Here is a 15053-nt window from a genome sequence, read left to right on the forward strand (position 1 = left end):
AGTCAGCGCAGCACGCCCGCTTCTGTCAAGGTTTCGATTTCGCTCGCGTCGAGTCCCAGCAACTCTCTGAACACGTAGTCGTTGTGTTCGCCGAGGCGCGGCGGCGGCGCGAAGTCGCCGCGAAAGCCTTCGCTGTCGCGCCACGACAGTGCGATGTTGCGCGAGCCATCGGCAAGCTCGGGAAACAACCCGCGCCCGGCGAAATAAGGGTCTTCCATCACGGCGCCGATATGCCGCGAACGCGCCGCCGGCACGCCGCGCGATTGCAACGCGTCGAGCGCCCGCGCGGCCGGCTGGCCGGCGAGCCACGCAGCGAGCAGATCGTCCGCTTCCGGACGATGCGCGGCGCGCGCCAGTGCGTCGGCGAAGCGCGAGTCCGTGGCGAGTTCCGGCTTGCGCATCGCATCGCACAGCGCGCGCCATTGCCCGTCGTCGCAGACGGACACGGCGAGCCACGCGTCATCGCCCGCGCAGCGAAAGCATCCGGACGGCGCGGCGCTCCACTCGCGAGCGCCGCTCGCGGCGGGCGTATCGCTGCCCAACGCTTCGCGGAACAGCAATTCGGGCAGCAGCGCGACGGTACTCTCGAGCATCGAAAGATCGATGAACGCGCCCTCGCCCGTCACGCGCCGGTGGCGGATCGCTGCCAGCACCGCGCAGCACTCCCACAGCGCCGTGATCGGATCGGTCCACGCGGGCAGGATGCCCATCGCCTCGACCCGCTCGTTCGGCGTGCCGATCACGCTGGCACGGCCGCTGTAGGCCTGCAACAGCGAGCCGTAGGCGAGCGCGTCGCGCTGTGGTCCCTCGCGGCCCGTGCCGGATGCCGAGACGAAGATCAGATCGGGCCGGATCGCGGCCAGCGTCGGATAGTCGAGCCCGAACTTCGCCAGCACGCCGTTCGAGAAGTTCTCGACCACCATGTCGCTCTGCGCGATCAGACGGCGCAGCAGCTCCGGCCCTTGCGGGCGGCTGAGATTGATCGTGCAGCTCTTCTTGCCCGCGTTCACCACGGCCCACCATGGCTGACGCTGCGTGTGCTCGCGCCGCGTCGACGATTCGATCTTGATCACTTCCGCGCCCATGCCCGCGAGCATCTTGGTGGTCATCGGGCCGGCCAGCACCCAGCTGAAATCGATGACGCGCAGGCCCGACAACGCCGCCCTTCCCGTTTCTCTCATCACACCACTCCCTGCTGGCGCAATGTTTCCATTTCACCCGGCGACAGCCCGAGGTGCCTTTCGAACACCGCGCGATTGGCCGAGCCCAGGCGAGGCGAGACCACGTTCCGCGCGCGCGGCAACTCGGCGCCCGACTGCGTGCGCAAGCTGAACGGCAGGCCCGGCATCGACAGCGCGGTGTTGCGCGTCCCCTCCCAGCTATCGAAGAAGCGGCGCGCGTTCAGTTGCGCGTTTTCGAGCAGATCGCGCGCGCCGCTCACCGGAAAGCACGCCACGCGCGCCGCCTGCGCGCGCTCGAACACATCCGCGCGTGAGTGCTCGCGCGTCCACTTCGACATCTCATCCTGAAGGATCATCCAGTTTTCGTTGCGCGCGCTACGTTCGCCGCACAGCGCGGCATCGCACGACCACGGCGGATTGCCGAGCAGCTCGACCCAGCGTTCCCATTGATGCTCCTCGCGCGGCGAGATCATCACAAAGCCGTCCTTGCAGGGCAAAAGCCAGATCAGCCCGCCCGCGACTTCCGTGCCTTGCAGTTCCTCGCGGCGTCGGCTGAATGTGCGCTCGCCGCGTCCGTAATCGGCGACAGGCTCGATCAGCAGATGCGCGATGACATCCAGCTCCGCGCATTCGATGCTGCGACCCTCTCCGTTCAACTGTGCTTCGAGCAGGCCCCACAGCGCGGCGTTCGCCGCCGCGACGCCCGTGGCGAGCGCGACTTCGCGATCCGCGCAAGCGACGGGCGGCTGCTCGCTGGGCGCATGGACCGGCCGCGCCTGATGGAACGCGTAGCCCGCATGATGCGTGAGCGTGAAGTCGGTGAACGCGGCCAGCGTATCGGCATCCGCTTGCATCGTCGACGCGTCGCGCGCGGGCAGCGTGCCGAACGGCGTGACTGCGAGCGTCACGAGCGCGGGCTGGATCTTCCTCAGCGTGTCGCCGTCGAGCGCGAGTTCGGCAAGGCGCGATGCATGCGCGGACGTGATCAGCAGATCAGCCGATTCGATCAGCCGCGTGAGCAATGCAGCGCCCGCCTGACACGACGGATCGAGCGTCGCGCTGTCCTTGCCGTGATTCAGATACGCGAAGAGCGCAGCATCTTCGCCATAGGACGCGTCCGGCGCGAACGGGCCCACGCGCCGCAGCGGATCGCCGGCACCTGGCGGTTCGAGCTTGAGCACATCCGCGCCGAGATCGGACAGCAGACGCGCGCAGAACGACGCCGACATCGATCCGTTCCATTCGATCACACGCACGCCCGCGAGTGGCGCGGCAAGGGTAACGGCTCGCGGCGGCGTGACAGCGGCGGCGCTCACGCGGCCTCTTCGAGAACGGCGGGATCGAACGGATACGGCACGCGCGCGCCGTGCCGCAGCGGCAAGACGACCGTCGCGGTGCCTGGCGTGCTCTCCTTGCCTTCCTGATTGCGCAGGCCGATCTCCAGATGCACGACACCAAATCCACCGCGTTGCTCGCGTCCCGTCACGCGGCCCCAGGCGGTAATGACATCGCCCGGCACGTTCATGCCGCGAAACTGGAACTGGAGCTTCCATGCCCAGCCGCTTTCGCCGACCCAATCCGTGAGCAGTTGCAACATGATGTGCTGCTTCCACGAGCCGTTGACCATCACGTCGGGCAGCTTGTCGTGCTCGGTCGCGAATCGCCAGTCGTAGTGGATGCGATGCCAGTTCTCCATCGACGCGGACCAACGCATGATGTGCGCCGTGGTCATCGGTCCCTTGACGATCTGCGGAATCTCCATTCCGGTTTCGACATCTTCGAAACATGGTGCGGCCATGACAGTCCTCGCCTAGCGCATGATCTGCGTATTGGTGACCTTGAGCAGCTTTTCGCCGGCCTCGGTCGTGTAGGTCTCCTCGATGATGACGAACACCATCGGACCGCTCTTGCCGTCGCGCTGCACGATGTCCTTGTAGCGCGCCTGGCGCAGCACCTTCTCGCCGACTCTCGCATAGCGATACAGCTCGTATTCGTAGCCGCCGTTGAGGTCGCGCGGCAATTCCACTTCGACGGCGGGCAGGCCGCTGAAGCTGCGGCTCAGTCCGTCGTAGTCCGGCTTGTTCATGTCGTCGAGGGGATCGGGCGAGTCCGGCTGCCTGCGAAACGCATGCACCGGATAGCCCGGCGGCGCGACCACGTTGCCGTAGCGGCTCGTCGCGGCCCAGTCTTCGTCCCAGTAGCGACGCGCGTCGTCCATCGTCGCGTGATGGAAGCGGCGCACCTCGCTCGCTTCGACCGGATGTGTCGAAGCAACCCACTCGGTCTTCGCGCCGATGATGGCTTTGACCTTGTCGGTGATGTACTCGTTGCTCACAGTTGTCTCTCCTCTATCCCGGCCGTCGACAGCGAGAAAATGCAGCGGGCACCGTGCTGCATCGGCGAGGCCAGTCTAGGTGAGCATCCGTGCAGCGCACAATACTTGATCGTTGAATCAACGTCTTCTCACGATTCGTTCGATCGACTATCGTCCGTCTCATGCCGCAATGGCCGCCTTCGTGTGCGAGCCGCTGCATCACATTGACGAAGGGAGAGATCGCGATGGAACGAATGCGCTACGACGCGAGCGCGCTGCGTGACTATGCGCGCAACGTGCTGTGCAAAGCGGGCCTCGACAATGGATATGCCGGGGACGTTGCGCGCACGCTCGTCGAAGGCGATCTGATGGGCCACGATACGCACGGACTCGCGCTGCTGCCCGCTTACCTCAGTCAACTCGAAGCGGGCACGATGACGCGCGACGGCAAGCCCGAAGTCGTCTCCGATCGCCTCTCGACGTTGCTGTGGGACGGCCGCCGTCTACCCGGACCGGCACTTGTTCATGCCGGCATCGATACGCTGGCCCCTCGGGCGCGCGAGTTCGGCAGCGCGACGCTCGTCATCCGCCGCAGTCATCACATCGCGTGCCTTGCCGCTTATCTGTTGCGCGCCACCGAGTCGAATCTCGTGATGATGCTGGCAAGTTCCGATCCGAGCGTGCAGAGCGTCGCGCCCTTCGGCGGCACGCGCCCATTGTTTACGCCTAATCCAATTGCACTCGGCGTGCCGACTTCGACCACGCCGATCCTGATCGATATTTCGTCATCCACAACGACGAATGGCATGTGTGCGCGCCGCTACCAGAGCGGCCAACTGTTCGACGAACCATGGATGCTCGACGCGCACGGCGAGGCGACACGCGAACCGGGCGTGCTGTTCGCCGACCCGCCCGGCACGATCCTGCCGCTTGGCGGACTGTCGGCCGGTCATAAGGGATTCGGTCTCGCGTTGCTGATCGAGGCGCTCACGGGCGGACTCGCCGGCTTCGGCCGCGCCGACCCTGCCGAGGGTTGGGGCGCCACCGTGTTCATGACACTGTACGATCCGGGCGCGTTGGGCGGCATCGACGCGTTGCGACGGCAAATGGACTGGCTAGGCGATGCTTGCCGAAGTAATCCGCCGCGCGTCGCCGATGCCCCCATCCGCCTGCCTGGCGACCGTGCGATGTCCCAACGCGCGCAGCAGCTCGCGCATGGCGTGTGTCTGCACGCCACCATCATCGCGCCGCTCGAAGCATGCGGCGCGCGGTATGGCGTCCCGTTTCCTGCGGCGCAGCGACACCTGCATGGAGTGCCGTGATGCGAACGAATACGGCATTCGAAGCCGGCGCGCCTGCGCGGCCTATATAAAGCCCCACTCGACGAACCTCCAGAAAGCCATCCTTTCATATCAATTTTTTTGCATTCATTTGCAATGACAATGAATTTGCTCAATGAGAACGGCTGCCGGAAAATGACCATGGAACGACGCATGCTGCACTGTGCAGACGCGCGTGGATTCGTACTGGCATGGGCCAGCGCGGCGCGCACATCGGGAGCCGACACGAGAGATGACTGAACCGGCGAATTTACTTGAGAGGTCAACGCAATGAGCAGCCTTCATCTGGGCGATACCGTGCCCGACTTCGAGCAGGAAACATCGATTGGCCACATCCGTTTTCATGAGTGGGCGGGTGACGCATGGGTCGTTCTGTTTTCCCATCCCGCCGACTTCACACCCGTCTGCACGACGGAACTGGGGCTGACGGGAAAATTGCAGCCGGAGTTCGAGAAACGCAACGTCAAGGCGATTGCCCTTTCGGTGGATGACGTCGCATCGCACAAGGCATGGGCGAAGGATATCGAGGATACGCAAAAGACCGTGGTCGGATTTCCGATCATCGCCGACAAGAATAAAAGAGTTGCCGCGCTGTACGACATGATCCACCCCAACCAGTCCGGAACGGCAACGGTGCGCTCCGTCTTCATCATCGATCCGCAGAAGACGCTGCGTTTGACGCTCACCTATCCGCTCAGCATCGGCCGGAACTTCGACGAAATCCTGCGTGTCGTCGACGCGCTGCAACTGAGCGATGCTCACCAGGTCGCCACGCCCGGCAACTGGAAGAACGGAGACGACGTGATCATTCCGCTCACGTTCCAGGACGAGAATGTCATCGCGAAGAAGTTTCCGAAGGGCTATCGTGCGGAACGTCCCTATCTGCGCTATACGCCGCAGCCGGACAAATAACGCAGTCAGCGGCATCAGGGCCTCGCTGCCGTCATATGATGCAAGGCCCGAGCGAATGCAGCTTTCCCCGGTTTTCACATGGCGCGTCCGCCGCAGCGCGAACGCGCCGTGCGACCTGGGCACGATGCGAGAGCGTAAGAGTCGACCCACATCTAACAAACCGCACGACGATGCTGGCTTGCAAGGCGATCCCGGTTAAATCCGGCCTTCGGCATTGTTGACAATAAACAAACGCGTACGTTAGTGTTTGACAGGTCTGACGTTCATTCGTCGCTCTTCGCTTCCATCGACTGCCATGACCAGTTCTAACCTGCCCGGCGCCTTTGAACTCTTGCAACGACATTCGCTCGCGATGCTCGTGCAGGAGAGTCTCGAGCACAGCATTCTTTCGGGCGAGCTTGCGCCCGGCGAAAAGCTCAATGAAGTGGAAGTCGCCACGCGGCTGAACGTGTCGCGGGGACCCATACGCGAAGCTTTTCGCGCGCTCGAACAGGCAGGCCTGCTCAAAACGGAAAAGAACCGTGGCGTGACGGTGCGGGTCGTTTCGCTGCGCGAAGCGCAAGAGATCTACCAGGTCCGCGCAATGCTCGACGAGTCCGTCGCGCGCTGGCTCGCGAATCACATGACGCCCGAAACGCTCGACACGCTGAAAAGCATCATCGCTGCGATGAAGGCCGCGAAGAAAACGCGCGATCTCGCGCGCTATACCGAGCTGAACATCCAGTTGCACGATGCGATGGTCGCGGGCGTCGGCAATCAGCATCTGATCTCGACTTATCGGCATCTCGTGCGCCAACTGGGCCTGTTGCGGCAGGCTGCGATCGAAACGGATGACAGCGCACTCGGCGAATCCGTCACCGAACACGAGAAGATCGTCAATGCGCTGGCTCGCGGCGAAGAAGAACATGCAGTCGCGCTCGTGCGCGAACATGTCGCGCACGGTCTTGCAAGGATGCAGCGAGCGCATGAGCGCTGGGCCGAGACTACGCCCAGTCAGGATCGCGCATCCGTCACCGGATCTTGATGGCCCCGTTACGTGCGGCCATAGAACTGGCCGCACGAGTGCTCACCGGAAAGTCGCGAGATCGAACCACATCGACGCTTCGAAGATTTCGCCGCCATGACGCGCACGAAATCTTCGAGCGTGGCCGCGTGTGTCACGCAAGCGCTTTCGGCGACACCTGCGTGATGCCCATTGCCTTCAGCGTATCGGCGATCGCGGCGACCGCGCCGGGAATGCCCGTTTTGCCGAAGTGCCCGATGCATCCTACGCGGAACGTTTCGATCTGCGTCAGCTTGCCCGGATAGAGGATGTATCCGCGCTTCTTCACCTCCTGATAGAAGGTCTTGAAGTCGTAGGCGGGATCGTCGGGCGCATGGAACGTCACGATGATGGGCGCCTGAATCGACTGGTCGAGAAATGGCCGGAAGCCCAGTTTGCCCATGCCTTCGATCAGCGCGCGGCAGTTGGCAGCATAACGCGCGCCCCTCGCTTCGAGACCGCCCTCCTCGTTGTACTGTGCGATGGCCTGATCGAGCGCGGCGACGACATGCGTCGGCGGCGTGAAGCGCCATTGCATCGTGCGATTCATGTAGACCCATTGATCGTACAGGTCCATTGCGAGCGAGTGACTATTGCCTTCGCAGCGCTCCAGCGTGCTGCGCCTCACGATCACGAAGCCCATGCCGGGCACGCCTTCCAGGCATTTTCCCGACGCGGCGACGACGGCATCGAACGGCGTCTGCCGCGCGTCGATATCGATCGCGCCGAAGGAACTCATCGCGTCGACGATCAGACTGCGTCCGTGCTTCGCGACCACCATCGCGATCTCGTGCAGCGGATTGAGCACGCCCGCGCCTGTTTCGCAGTGGACCAGCGCAACGTGCGTGATGCCCGGATCGGCCGCGAGCGCGCGGTCGATGTCGGCGGGCTTGACCTGCGTGTCTTCCGGATAGTCGATCGTCTGGTGACGCCGCCCCAGTGCGCGGCAGATCTTCGCGATGCGCTGGCAATAGGCGCCATTGTTCGGCACCAGCACATGACCGTCGCGCGGAACGATCGTGCCGATCGCCGCTTCGACGGAGAACGTGCCGCTGCCCTGCAACGGCACGCACTCGTGCGTCCCTTCGCCGTGCACGATGCGCAGCGTCTCGCGGCGAATGCGCGCGGTGATCTCGTTGAAATCGCCATCCCACGAGCCCCAGTCGCGCAGCATTGCCTCGCGCGTGCGGTCGGATGTCGTGAGCGGACCGGGAGTGAGCAGAATCGGTTGGCTGGACAGGTTCACGTGAGCTCCTTGATAGACGCGGTGAAAGTACGATTCAGCCACGGCGCGTAGTGCGCCATGCCTGGGTTCTACGCAACACGCCGTGCGAGACGCCGGCGAACAGCAGACATGCAAACGAAGCCGTCACGAGCACGAGCGTCGCCATCGCGGCGGCCGGTCCGATCTGTCCGGCGTCGTCGAGATTCAAAATCGCAACGGATGCAGGCTGCGTGTCGGGTGAATAGAGGAACGCGACAGCCGACACCGTCGTCATGCCGTTGACGAACAGATAGCGCGCGATCTGCAGGATCGACGGCAGGCACACGGGCACCGTGACGCGCCAGAACGTCTTGTAGAACGGCACTTTCAGCGATGCCGAAACGGCTTCGAACTCGTTGTCGATTTGCCGCAACGCAGTCACGGCCGTCAGATGACTCGACGAGTAGTAGTGCACGACCGTCACGATCGCGAGCAGCGCAAGCGTCCCATAGAGGCCGTTGAGCGGGTTGGCGGGCGCATTGAAGAGAAAGATGTAGCTGATGCCGAGCACGAGCCCCGGCACGCCCATCGGCAAAATCGCGCAGAGATTGATGAAGCCGCGCAGCCAGCGCGGACCGCGCGTTTTTTCCACGAGATACGCACCGCCGAACACGATCGCCGTGCCGCCGATCGCCACGCACGCCGCCATCTTGAGGCTGTTCTTGTACGCATCGAAAATGGCGGCTGCGATCAGGCCCATCTTGTAGTGCTGCAAGCCGAGGCTCATCTGATACGGCCAGAACTTGACGAACGATGCGAACACCGAAATGCCCACCACGGCCATCATCAACAGGCACACGACGGCGCAATACGCGAGCATCGCCGTGTCGAAGCCGCGCGACGGCTTGGGCTGGAATGGCGTCGAGCGCGCGCCGAGCCGCGACTGCTGCTTGCGGCGAATGAAGAAGTCGACGGCGAATGCAACCAGCGCGGGACACAGCAAAAGCAGGCTCACCACCGCGCTGCGATTGAAATCCTGCAAGCCGATGATGAGCTTGTAGATATCCGTCGACAGCACCGTGTACGGTCCGCCGATCACGACGGGAACGCCGAAGTCGTTGATGCAGATCGTGAACGACACCATCGTCGCGCTGATCAGGCCGTACTTCGCGCCCGGCAGCGTGATCGTCATGAACTTGCGCAGACGGCTCGTGCCCATCGCGTCGGCGGCTTCATACAGGCGTCCGTCGGATAGCGACAGCGCCGTCACGAGAATCATCAGCACGTGCGGAAACGCTGCATAGACGAGGCTGCATACGATGCCCCCGAAACCGTAGATCGAGTGTCCGTGCAGCAGCGGCTTCAGGATGCCCGAATTGCCGAACCAGTAGATGAAGGACACGGCGGATAGCAACGTCGGCGCGAGCAACGGCAGCAACGCGACCGTGCGCACCGCGTTTTTCATCGGCATGCACGAGCGCGTGAGCGCATACGCAAAGGTGAACGCCATCGGAATGACGATCGATGTGACCGTGCAGGCGACGGCGACCGAATGGGCCGCCGACGTCCACACGGCACTGTTCGCCAGATAGCCGCTGAAGTTCGCGAGCCCTATGAAGCGCCCGTCCGCATCGACGAAGCATTTGCCGATCACGAGCGCAAGCGGCAACAGCAGGAACATGGCGAGCAGCGCGCACATCAGCAGAAGCGCAAGCTGCCCGATCCGGTCATGCCAATGCGTGATTTGCCGCACTTCGGCGTGCGCTTGTTCGCCGGCGCGGCGTTCGATCAGAACGGCGCTCATTGCAGACGCTCCTTCGCGGCCGTGAACACGCACACGTTTTCGCGGTTGATGGCGAGATCGAAGCGCGCGCCCGTTTCCAGACCCGTGCGGCGCATCTCATGAAACGACAGATCCGCGACGATCTCCTGCCCGGCCAGTCCGTCGATCTTGAAGCTCACACGGCAGAATGCGCCGAGGAACTCGAGCTTTTCGACGCGAGCGGCCAGCAGGTTGTCCGGTGCGCCGCCTGGCATGCGGATGTGAATGTCTTCGGGACGCACGAATGCGGAAACCTTCGACCCCGGCACGGGCTGCGCCGTGCCGCATCCATAGCGCAAGCCGATCTCGCCCGCCTTCAGCGTGCCGTCGTTCATCACCTCGGCGGGAATCATGTTGACCTTGCCGATGAAATCCGCGACGAAAGGCGACGCGGGCTCGCGATAGATTTCATGCGGCGTGCCGATCTGCTCGATCACGCCATGGTTCATCACGACGATGCGATCGGCCATCGACAGCGCCTCTTCCTGATCGTGCGTGACCATGATCGTCGTGACGCCTAGGCGCTGCTGCAACTGGCGAATCTCCTGGCGCAGCCGCACGCGCACGCGCGCATCGAGCGCGGACAGCGGCTCGTCGAGCAGCAACAGCCCCGGTGAAGTTGCAAGCGCACGTGCGAGCGCGATGCGCTGCTGCTGGCCGCCCGACAACTGGTTCGGATGCTTTCGATGCGCGTCGGGCAAGCCAACGAGCGCGAGCAGTTCATGCACCCGCTCGGCGATCGCCGCGCGCTTCATCTTGCGATTCACGAGGCCGTACGCGACGTTGTCGAATATCGTGAGGTTCGGAAACAACGCGTACGACTGGAACACGATGCCGTAGTCGCGAAGCTGCGGCGGCAGACGCGAGATGTCGCGGCCGTCCTGCATGATGCGGCCGGTGCTCTGCGTCTCCAGTCCCGCGATGATGCGCAGCAACGTCGTCTTGCCGCATCCCGATGGCCCCAGAAAACAAAGCATCTCGCCCTTCTTCACGCCGAGATCGATATCCGTCAGAACGGGCGTGTCGTTGAACCGCTTGGAAACCTGCTGCACGCTCAAATAGGCTGTCATCTGTTCCTCCGCCTTCGCTTCTTCTGCCTGCATCGCAGCGGCACGCGCCGCTGCGTCGGTCGAAGCGCGCGAATCACTCACGATTTACGCGCGCATCACACGAGACCCGGTGTTACTTCTGCTCCTTGCTGCCGTAGCGCTTTTGCCAGTCGTCGAGAATGGTCTGGCGGTTCTTCGCGGACCACACGAAGTCGTTTTTCACGAGCATTTGCGAATAGTTGTCGGGGATACCGGAGAGCTTCTTCGCGACGCCCGGATAGGCGACGATCGCCCACCATTGCGCGGTGATTTCATTCGCCTGCCGGCTTGCCATGAAGTCCGCGAGCTTCTTCGCTTCCTCGGGGTGCTTTGTCGTTTTCATCACGCCCGTCGCTTCCATGTCCCAGCCGAGCCCTTCTTTCGGGAAGATCAGATCGATCGGCGCGCCTTGCGCCTGCAATTCATGCCCGCGGAACTCGAATGAAATGCCGATCGGGAATTCGCCCGTGCCCGCCAGCGTGCAAGGCTTCGAACCCGAATGCACGTATTGCGCGACGTTCTTGTCGAGCGCATCCATGTACTGCCAGCCCTTCTCTTCGCCGAAGGTCTGCAGCCACGAGGTGACGTCCAGATAGCCCGTGCCCGACGACACCGGGCTCGGCATCACGATCATCCCTTTATAGACGGGCTTCGCGAGGTCTTCCCATGAGGTCGGCTTCGGCAGGTGGCGCTTCTCCGCCTCGACGCGGTTGTAGCAGATGGTTGCGCCCCACACGTCCATGCCGACCCAATGCGGCGGATTGTTGCTGTCGCTGTACTTGCGCGTGAGGCTGTCGAAGCCCTTCGGCGCATACGGCATCAGCATGCCTTGCAGGTCGAGCAGCGTCAGGCTCGATGCGGCGAGACCTAGTACGACATCGGCGCGCGGATTGTTCTTTTCGGCGAGCAGCTTCGCCGTGACGGCGCCCGTCGAGTCGCGCACCCAACGAATCTCGATGTCCGGATTCGCTTTCTCGAACGCATCCTTATACGGCTTCATCGCCTCGTCTTCGAGCGCCGTGTAGACCAGCAATTGCGTCTTCGCGTGCGCCAGCTGCACCGCGCCGAACGCCAGCGACGCCGCCACGACACAGCGCGCGGCCACGTTCAGAAGACCCTTGCTACCGTTGAATCCCGCTTGTTGCTTCATCTCCAGACCCCTTGATAAGTGGCGTCGCGGCTAGCGACGGAAACGGCCAGTGCTGCGATATGCGTTTCTACTGCGGCGGTTCCACTGCTGTAGTTCCGCTGCGGTGGTTCTGCTGCGGCTCGATGCTGCAACCCTCGTCGACTGCTTTGTTGTTGTCTGTTGTTGACAATCTACAAAAGCTCAATTTTAATGTCAAGTATTGCCACACTTTGCCACACAACGCCTCATCCCCGATCCCCGGATTACCCTGATCAAAAGGAGAAGCCCCATGAGCGAATCCCCTGTATCCATCGAAGTGAACGGCCGTCGCTACAACTGGATGCGCCGCCCCGTCGTTGTGGTCTGCGTCGACGGTTGCGCGTACGAATATCTGGAGATGGCCGCCGCGGCGGGCGTCGCGCCCTTCATCAAGAAGCTGTTGAAGCCGGCGACCGCCCTCAAGGGCGACTGCGTCGTGCCGAGCTTCACGAACCCGAACAACCTGTCGATCGTGACGGGTGTGCCACCCGCCGTGCACGGCATCAGCGGCAACTACTTCTTCGATCGCGAGAGCGGCACGGAAGTGTTGATGAACGATCCGAAGTACCTCGTCGCGCCCACGGTGCTCGCGCGTTTCGCCGACGCGGGCGCGAAGGTCGCCGTCGTCACCGCCAAGGACAAGCTGCGCCGCCTGCTCGGCAAAGGCTTGAAGGGCATCTGCTTCTCGTCGGAGAAAGCGGACGAAGCCACGCTCGACGAGAACGGCATCGACGATGTGATCGAACTGGTCGGCAAGCCGGTGCCGAGCGTGTACAGCGCGGACCTGTCGGAGTTCGTTTTCGCGGCGGGCGTGCGCCTGCTGGAGACGCGCGACATCGACCTGATGTATCTGTCGACCACCGACTACGTGCAGCACAAGTGCGCGCCCGGCACGCCCGGCGCAAACGCGTTCTATCAGATGATGGACGGCTATCTGCAGCGGCTGGACGAACTGGGCGCCATCGTCGCGATCACGGCCGACCACGGCATGAACGCGAAGCACAACGAAGACGGCGAACCCAACGTGATCTATCTACAGGAACGCTTCGACGAATGGCTCGGCGAGGACAAGGCGCGCGTGATCCTGCCGATCACCGACCCGTACGTCGTGCATCACGGCGCGCTCGGATCGTTCGCGACCGTCTATCTGCCCGCGCTCGCCGATACCGATATCGATGCGTTGCGCCGCAAGCTTGCCGCCGAGCCCGGCATTGAACTGGTCCTCACGGGCGCCGAGGGATGCGCGCGCTTCGAATTGCCGCCCGCGCGAATGGGCGATCTGATCGTGATCTCGAAGCGCGACGTCGTGCTCGGCACGCGGCGCATCAAACACGATCTTTCGGGGCTCGACGCGCCGCTGCGTTCGCACGGCGGTCTTGCCGAGCAGACCGTTCCGCTGATCTTCAGCAAGCCCGTCGCAAAGTCGGCTGCGCAACGCGAACGGCTGCGCAACTTCGACATCATCGACATCGCGCTCAATCATCTTCAGTAACGAGGACACGCCCATGAACGCCATTGCAGACACGACGAAGGGACAATCGCAGGTTCGCCACGAGGCGCTGCGGATCGACGGCGAAAAGATTTATCGCGACGAGGTGATCGATGTGCGCAACCCGTATGACGGCACGCTGGTCGGCACCGTGCCAAAAGCGACGCTCGACGACGTGCGCCGCGCGTTCGACGTTGCGCGCGCGTATCGTCCGACGCTCACGCGCTACGAGCGCTCGGCGATCCTGCGGCGCGCGGCCGATGCCGTGCGTTCGCGCACGCATGAAATCGCCGCGCTGATCACGGCGGAAGCCGGCTTGTGCATGAAGGACTCGACATACGAAGCGGGCCGCGTCGCGGACGTGCTCGTGTTCGGCGCGGGTGAGGTGCTGAAGGACGACGGGCAGATCTTCTCGTGCGATCTCACGCCTCACGGCAAGAAGCGCCGTGTCTATACGCAGCGCGATCCGCTGCTCGGCGTGATTTCGGCCATCACGCCGTTCAATCACCCGATGAACCAGGTCGCGCACAAGATCGTGCCGTCCATCGCGACGAACAACCGGATCGTCGTGAAGCCTTCGGAGAAAGTGCCGCTGTCGTGCTATCTGCTCGCCGACATCCTGTACGAAGCCGGCTTGCCCGTTCAGATGCTGCAAGTGATCACGGGGGACCCCACCGTGATCGCCGATGAACTCATTACGAACCGCGCGATCGATCTGATCACGTTCACGGGCGGCGTATCGATCGGCAAATCGATCGCGTCGCGCATGGGCTACCGGCGCGCGGTGCTCGAACTGGGCGGCAACGATCCCATCATCGTGATGGAAGACGCCGATCTCGACGAAGCCAGCACGCTCGCCGTCTCGGGCTCGTACAAGAACTCGGGACAGCGCTGCACTGCGATCAAGCGGATGCTGGTGCACGAAGCCGTCGCCGACCGCTTCACCGATCTCGTCGTCGACAAGACGCGCGCGTGGAAATACGGCAATCCCGCCGACACATCGGTCGACATGGGCACCGTGATCGACGAAGCCGCTGCGCGCTTCTGCGAACGCCAGGTCGACGATGCGATCGCACGCGGCGCGCGCCTGCTCGCCGGCAATCAGCGCGACGGCGCGCTCTACTCGCCGACGGTCGTCGACCGTATCACGCCGGATATGCCGCTCGTCAAATATGAAACGTTCGGTCCCGTATCGCCGATCATGCGTTTCCGCAATATCGACGAAGCGATCCGCATGTCGAACAGCACCGACTATGCGCTATCGTCTTCCGTGTGCACGAATCGCTTCGACTACATCACGCGCTTCATTTCGGAACTGGAAGTGGGCAGCGTCAACGTGCGCGAGGTGCCCGGATACCGGCTCGAACTCACTCCGTTCGGCGGCGTGAAGGATTCGGGATTAGGCTATAAGGAAGGCGTGCAGGAGGCGATGAAGAGCTTCACCAATACCAAGACCTATTCGCTGCCGTGGTGAACATCTGACGAATCAGATG

The 15053-nt window shown here is 63.1% G+C and carries 13 protein-coding genes; 5 read left to right on the plus strand and 8 right to left on the minus strand.

Translation table 11 applies throughout. The features are described from left to right. Positions 1-2: 2 nt before the first annotated feature. From BN2476_RS13360 to BN2476_RS13375, 4 genes are read right to left on the minus strand one after another with little or no spacing between them, the layout of a single operon-like run. On the minus strand, positions 3-1181 hold the full coding sequence (locus tag BN2476_RS13360) for a CaiB/BaiF CoA transferase family protein (protein WP_087734652.1): 1179 nt from the start codon (positions 1179-1181) through the stop codon (positions 3-5). Then, the gene (locus tag BN2476_RS13365; protein WP_087734653.1) at positions 1181-2497 is read right to left on the minus strand and encodes a CaiB/BaiF CoA transferase family protein; all 1317 of its coding nucleotides are present in this window, start codon (positions 2495-2497) and stop codon (positions 1181-1183) included. Before BN2476_RS13365 ends, BN2476_RS13360 begins: the two co-directional genes overlap by 1 nt. Continuing rightward, entirely contained in the window at positions 2494-2979 is a 486-nt protein-coding gene (locus BN2476_RS13370) for a hotdog family protein (protein WP_087734654.1), read from the minus strand. Before BN2476_RS13370 ends, BN2476_RS13365 begins: the two co-directional genes overlap by 4 nt. A gap of 12 nt (positions 2980-2991) precedes the next feature. Then, complete coding sequence (locus tag BN2476_RS13375) at positions 2992-3516, minus strand: FAS1-like dehydratase domain-containing protein (RefSeq protein WP_087734655.1); 525 nt, start codon at positions 3514-3516, stop codon at positions 2992-2994. 224 nt (positions 3517-3740) lie between these two features. On the opposite strand from BN2476_RS13375, the gene BN2476_RS13380 reads away from it, so the two are divergent. The 3 genes from BN2476_RS13380 to BN2476_RS13390 all read left to right on the plus strand — a co-directional run bounded on the left by BN2476_RS13380 (position 3741) and on the right by BN2476_RS13390 (position 6771). Continuing rightward, positions 3741-4817, plus strand: a complete 1077-nt coding sequence (locus BN2476_RS13380; RefSeq protein ID WP_173819617.1) for an Ldh family oxidoreductase — start codon at positions 3741-3743, stop codon at positions 4815-4817. Between the two features lie 288 nt (positions 4818-5105). Then, positions 5106-5747 carry a peroxiredoxin gene (locus tag BN2476_RS13385; RefSeq protein ID WP_087734656.1) on the plus strand — a complete coding sequence of 214 codons (642 nt, stop codon included), beginning with the start codon at positions 5106-5108 and terminating at the stop codon, positions 5745-5747. 295 nt (positions 5748-6042) lie between these two features. After that, entirely contained in the window at positions 6043-6771 is a 729-nt protein-coding gene (locus BN2476_RS13390; protein ID WP_087734657.1) for a phosphonate utilization associated transcriptional regulator, read from the plus strand. 133 nt (positions 6772-6904) lie between these two features. On the opposite strand, the gene BN2476_RS13395 is transcribed toward BN2476_RS13390, so the two are convergent. The 4 genes from BN2476_RS13395 to BN2476_RS13410 all read right to left on the minus strand — a co-directional run bounded on the left by BN2476_RS13395 (position 6905) and on the right by BN2476_RS13410 (position 12053). Further along, entirely contained in the window at positions 6905-8035 is a 1131-nt protein-coding gene (locus tag BN2476_RS13395; protein ID WP_087734658.1) for a 2-aminoethylphosphonate--pyruvate transaminase, read from the minus strand. 34 nt (positions 8036-8069) lie between these two features. Then, positions 8070-9797 carry a putative 2-aminoethylphosphonate ABC transporter permease subunit gene (locus BN2476_RS13400; RefSeq protein WP_087734659.1) on the minus strand — a complete coding sequence of 576 codons (1728 nt, stop codon included), beginning with the start codon at positions 9795-9797 and terminating at the stop codon, positions 8070-8072. Then, the gene (locus tag BN2476_RS13405; protein WP_087734727.1) at positions 9794-10885 is read right to left on the minus strand and encodes a putative 2-aminoethylphosphonate ABC transporter ATP-binding protein; all 1092 of its coding nucleotides are present in this window, start codon (positions 10883-10885) and stop codon (positions 9794-9796) included. The genes BN2476_RS13400 and BN2476_RS13405 overlap by 4 nt, the downstream gene beginning before the upstream one ends. Positions 10886-10997: 112 nt before the next feature. After that, positions 10998-12053 (minus strand): putative 2-aminoethylphosphonate ABC transporter substrate-binding protein, encoded by a 1056-nt coding sequence (locus BN2476_RS13410; RefSeq protein ID WP_087734660.1) that lies wholly within the window; start codon positions 12051-12053, stop codon positions 10998-11000. A 268-nt stretch (positions 12054-12321) separates the two neighbouring features. Here BN2476_RS13410 and phnA point away from each other — a divergent pair, with 268 nt between their 5' ends. Further along, the gene (gene phnA, locus BN2476_RS13415; RefSeq protein ID WP_087734661.1) at positions 12322-13563 is read left to right on the plus strand and encodes a phosphonoacetate hydrolase; all 1242 of its coding nucleotides are present in this window, start codon (positions 12322-12324) and stop codon (positions 13561-13563) included. A 13-nt stretch (positions 13564-13576) separates the two neighbouring features. After that, complete coding sequence (gene phnY, locus BN2476_RS13420) at positions 13577-15034, plus strand: phosphonoacetaldehyde dehydrogenase (protein ID WP_087734662.1); 1458 nt, start codon at positions 13577-13579, stop codon at positions 15032-15034. The last annotated feature ends 19 nt before the right edge of the window (positions 15035-15053 follow it).

It is taken from the genome of Paraburkholderia piptadeniae (assembly GCF_900007165.1).
Taxonomy (GTDB): domain Bacteria; phylum Pseudomonadota; class Gammaproteobacteria; order Burkholderiales; family Burkholderiaceae; genus Paraburkholderia; species Paraburkholderia piptadeniae.

What these genes read in the sequence shown, in the direction of transcription:
- BN2476_RS13390 (WP_087734657.1), top strand. Translation starts at nt 6,043, where the DNA reads ATGACCAGTTCTAACCTGCCCGGCGCCTTTGAACTCTTGCAACGACAT.
- BN2476_RS13410 (WP_087734660.1), bottom strand. Translation starts at nt 12,053, where the DNA reads ATGAAGCAACAAGCGGGATTCAACGGTAGCAAGGGTCTTCTGAACGTG.
- BN2476_RS13360 (WP_087734652.1), bottom strand. Translation starts at nt 1,181, where the DNA reads ATGAGAGAAACGGGAAGGGCGGCGTTGTCGGGCCTGCGCGTCATCGAT.
- BN2476_RS13380 (WP_173819617.1), top strand. Translation starts at nt 3,741, where the DNA reads ATGGAACGAATGCGCTACGACGCGAGCGCGCTGCGTGACTATGCGCGC.
- phnY (WP_087734662.1), top strand. Translation starts at nt 13,577, where the DNA reads ATGAACGCCATTGCAGACACGACGAAGGGACAATCGCAGGTTCGCCAC.
- BN2476_RS13400 (WP_087734659.1), bottom strand. Translation starts at nt 9,797, where the DNA reads ATGAGCGCCGTTCTGATCGAACGCCGCGCCGGCGAACAAGCGCACGCC.
- BN2476_RS13370 (WP_087734654.1), bottom strand. Translation starts at nt 2,979, where the DNA reads ATGGCCGCACCATGTTTCGAAGATGTCGAAACCGGAATGGAGATTCCG.
- BN2476_RS13385 (WP_087734656.1), top strand. Translation starts at nt 5,106, where the DNA reads ATGAGCAGCCTTCATCTGGGCGATACCGTGCCCGACTTCGAGCAGGAA.
- BN2476_RS13405 (WP_087734727.1), bottom strand. Translation starts at nt 10,885, where the DNA reads ATGACAGCCTATTTGAGCGTGCAGCAGGTTTCCAAGCGGTTCAACGAC.
- phnA (WP_087734661.1), top strand. Translation starts at nt 12,322, where the DNA reads ATGAGCGAATCCCCTGTATCCATCGAAGTGAACGGCCGTCGCTACAAC.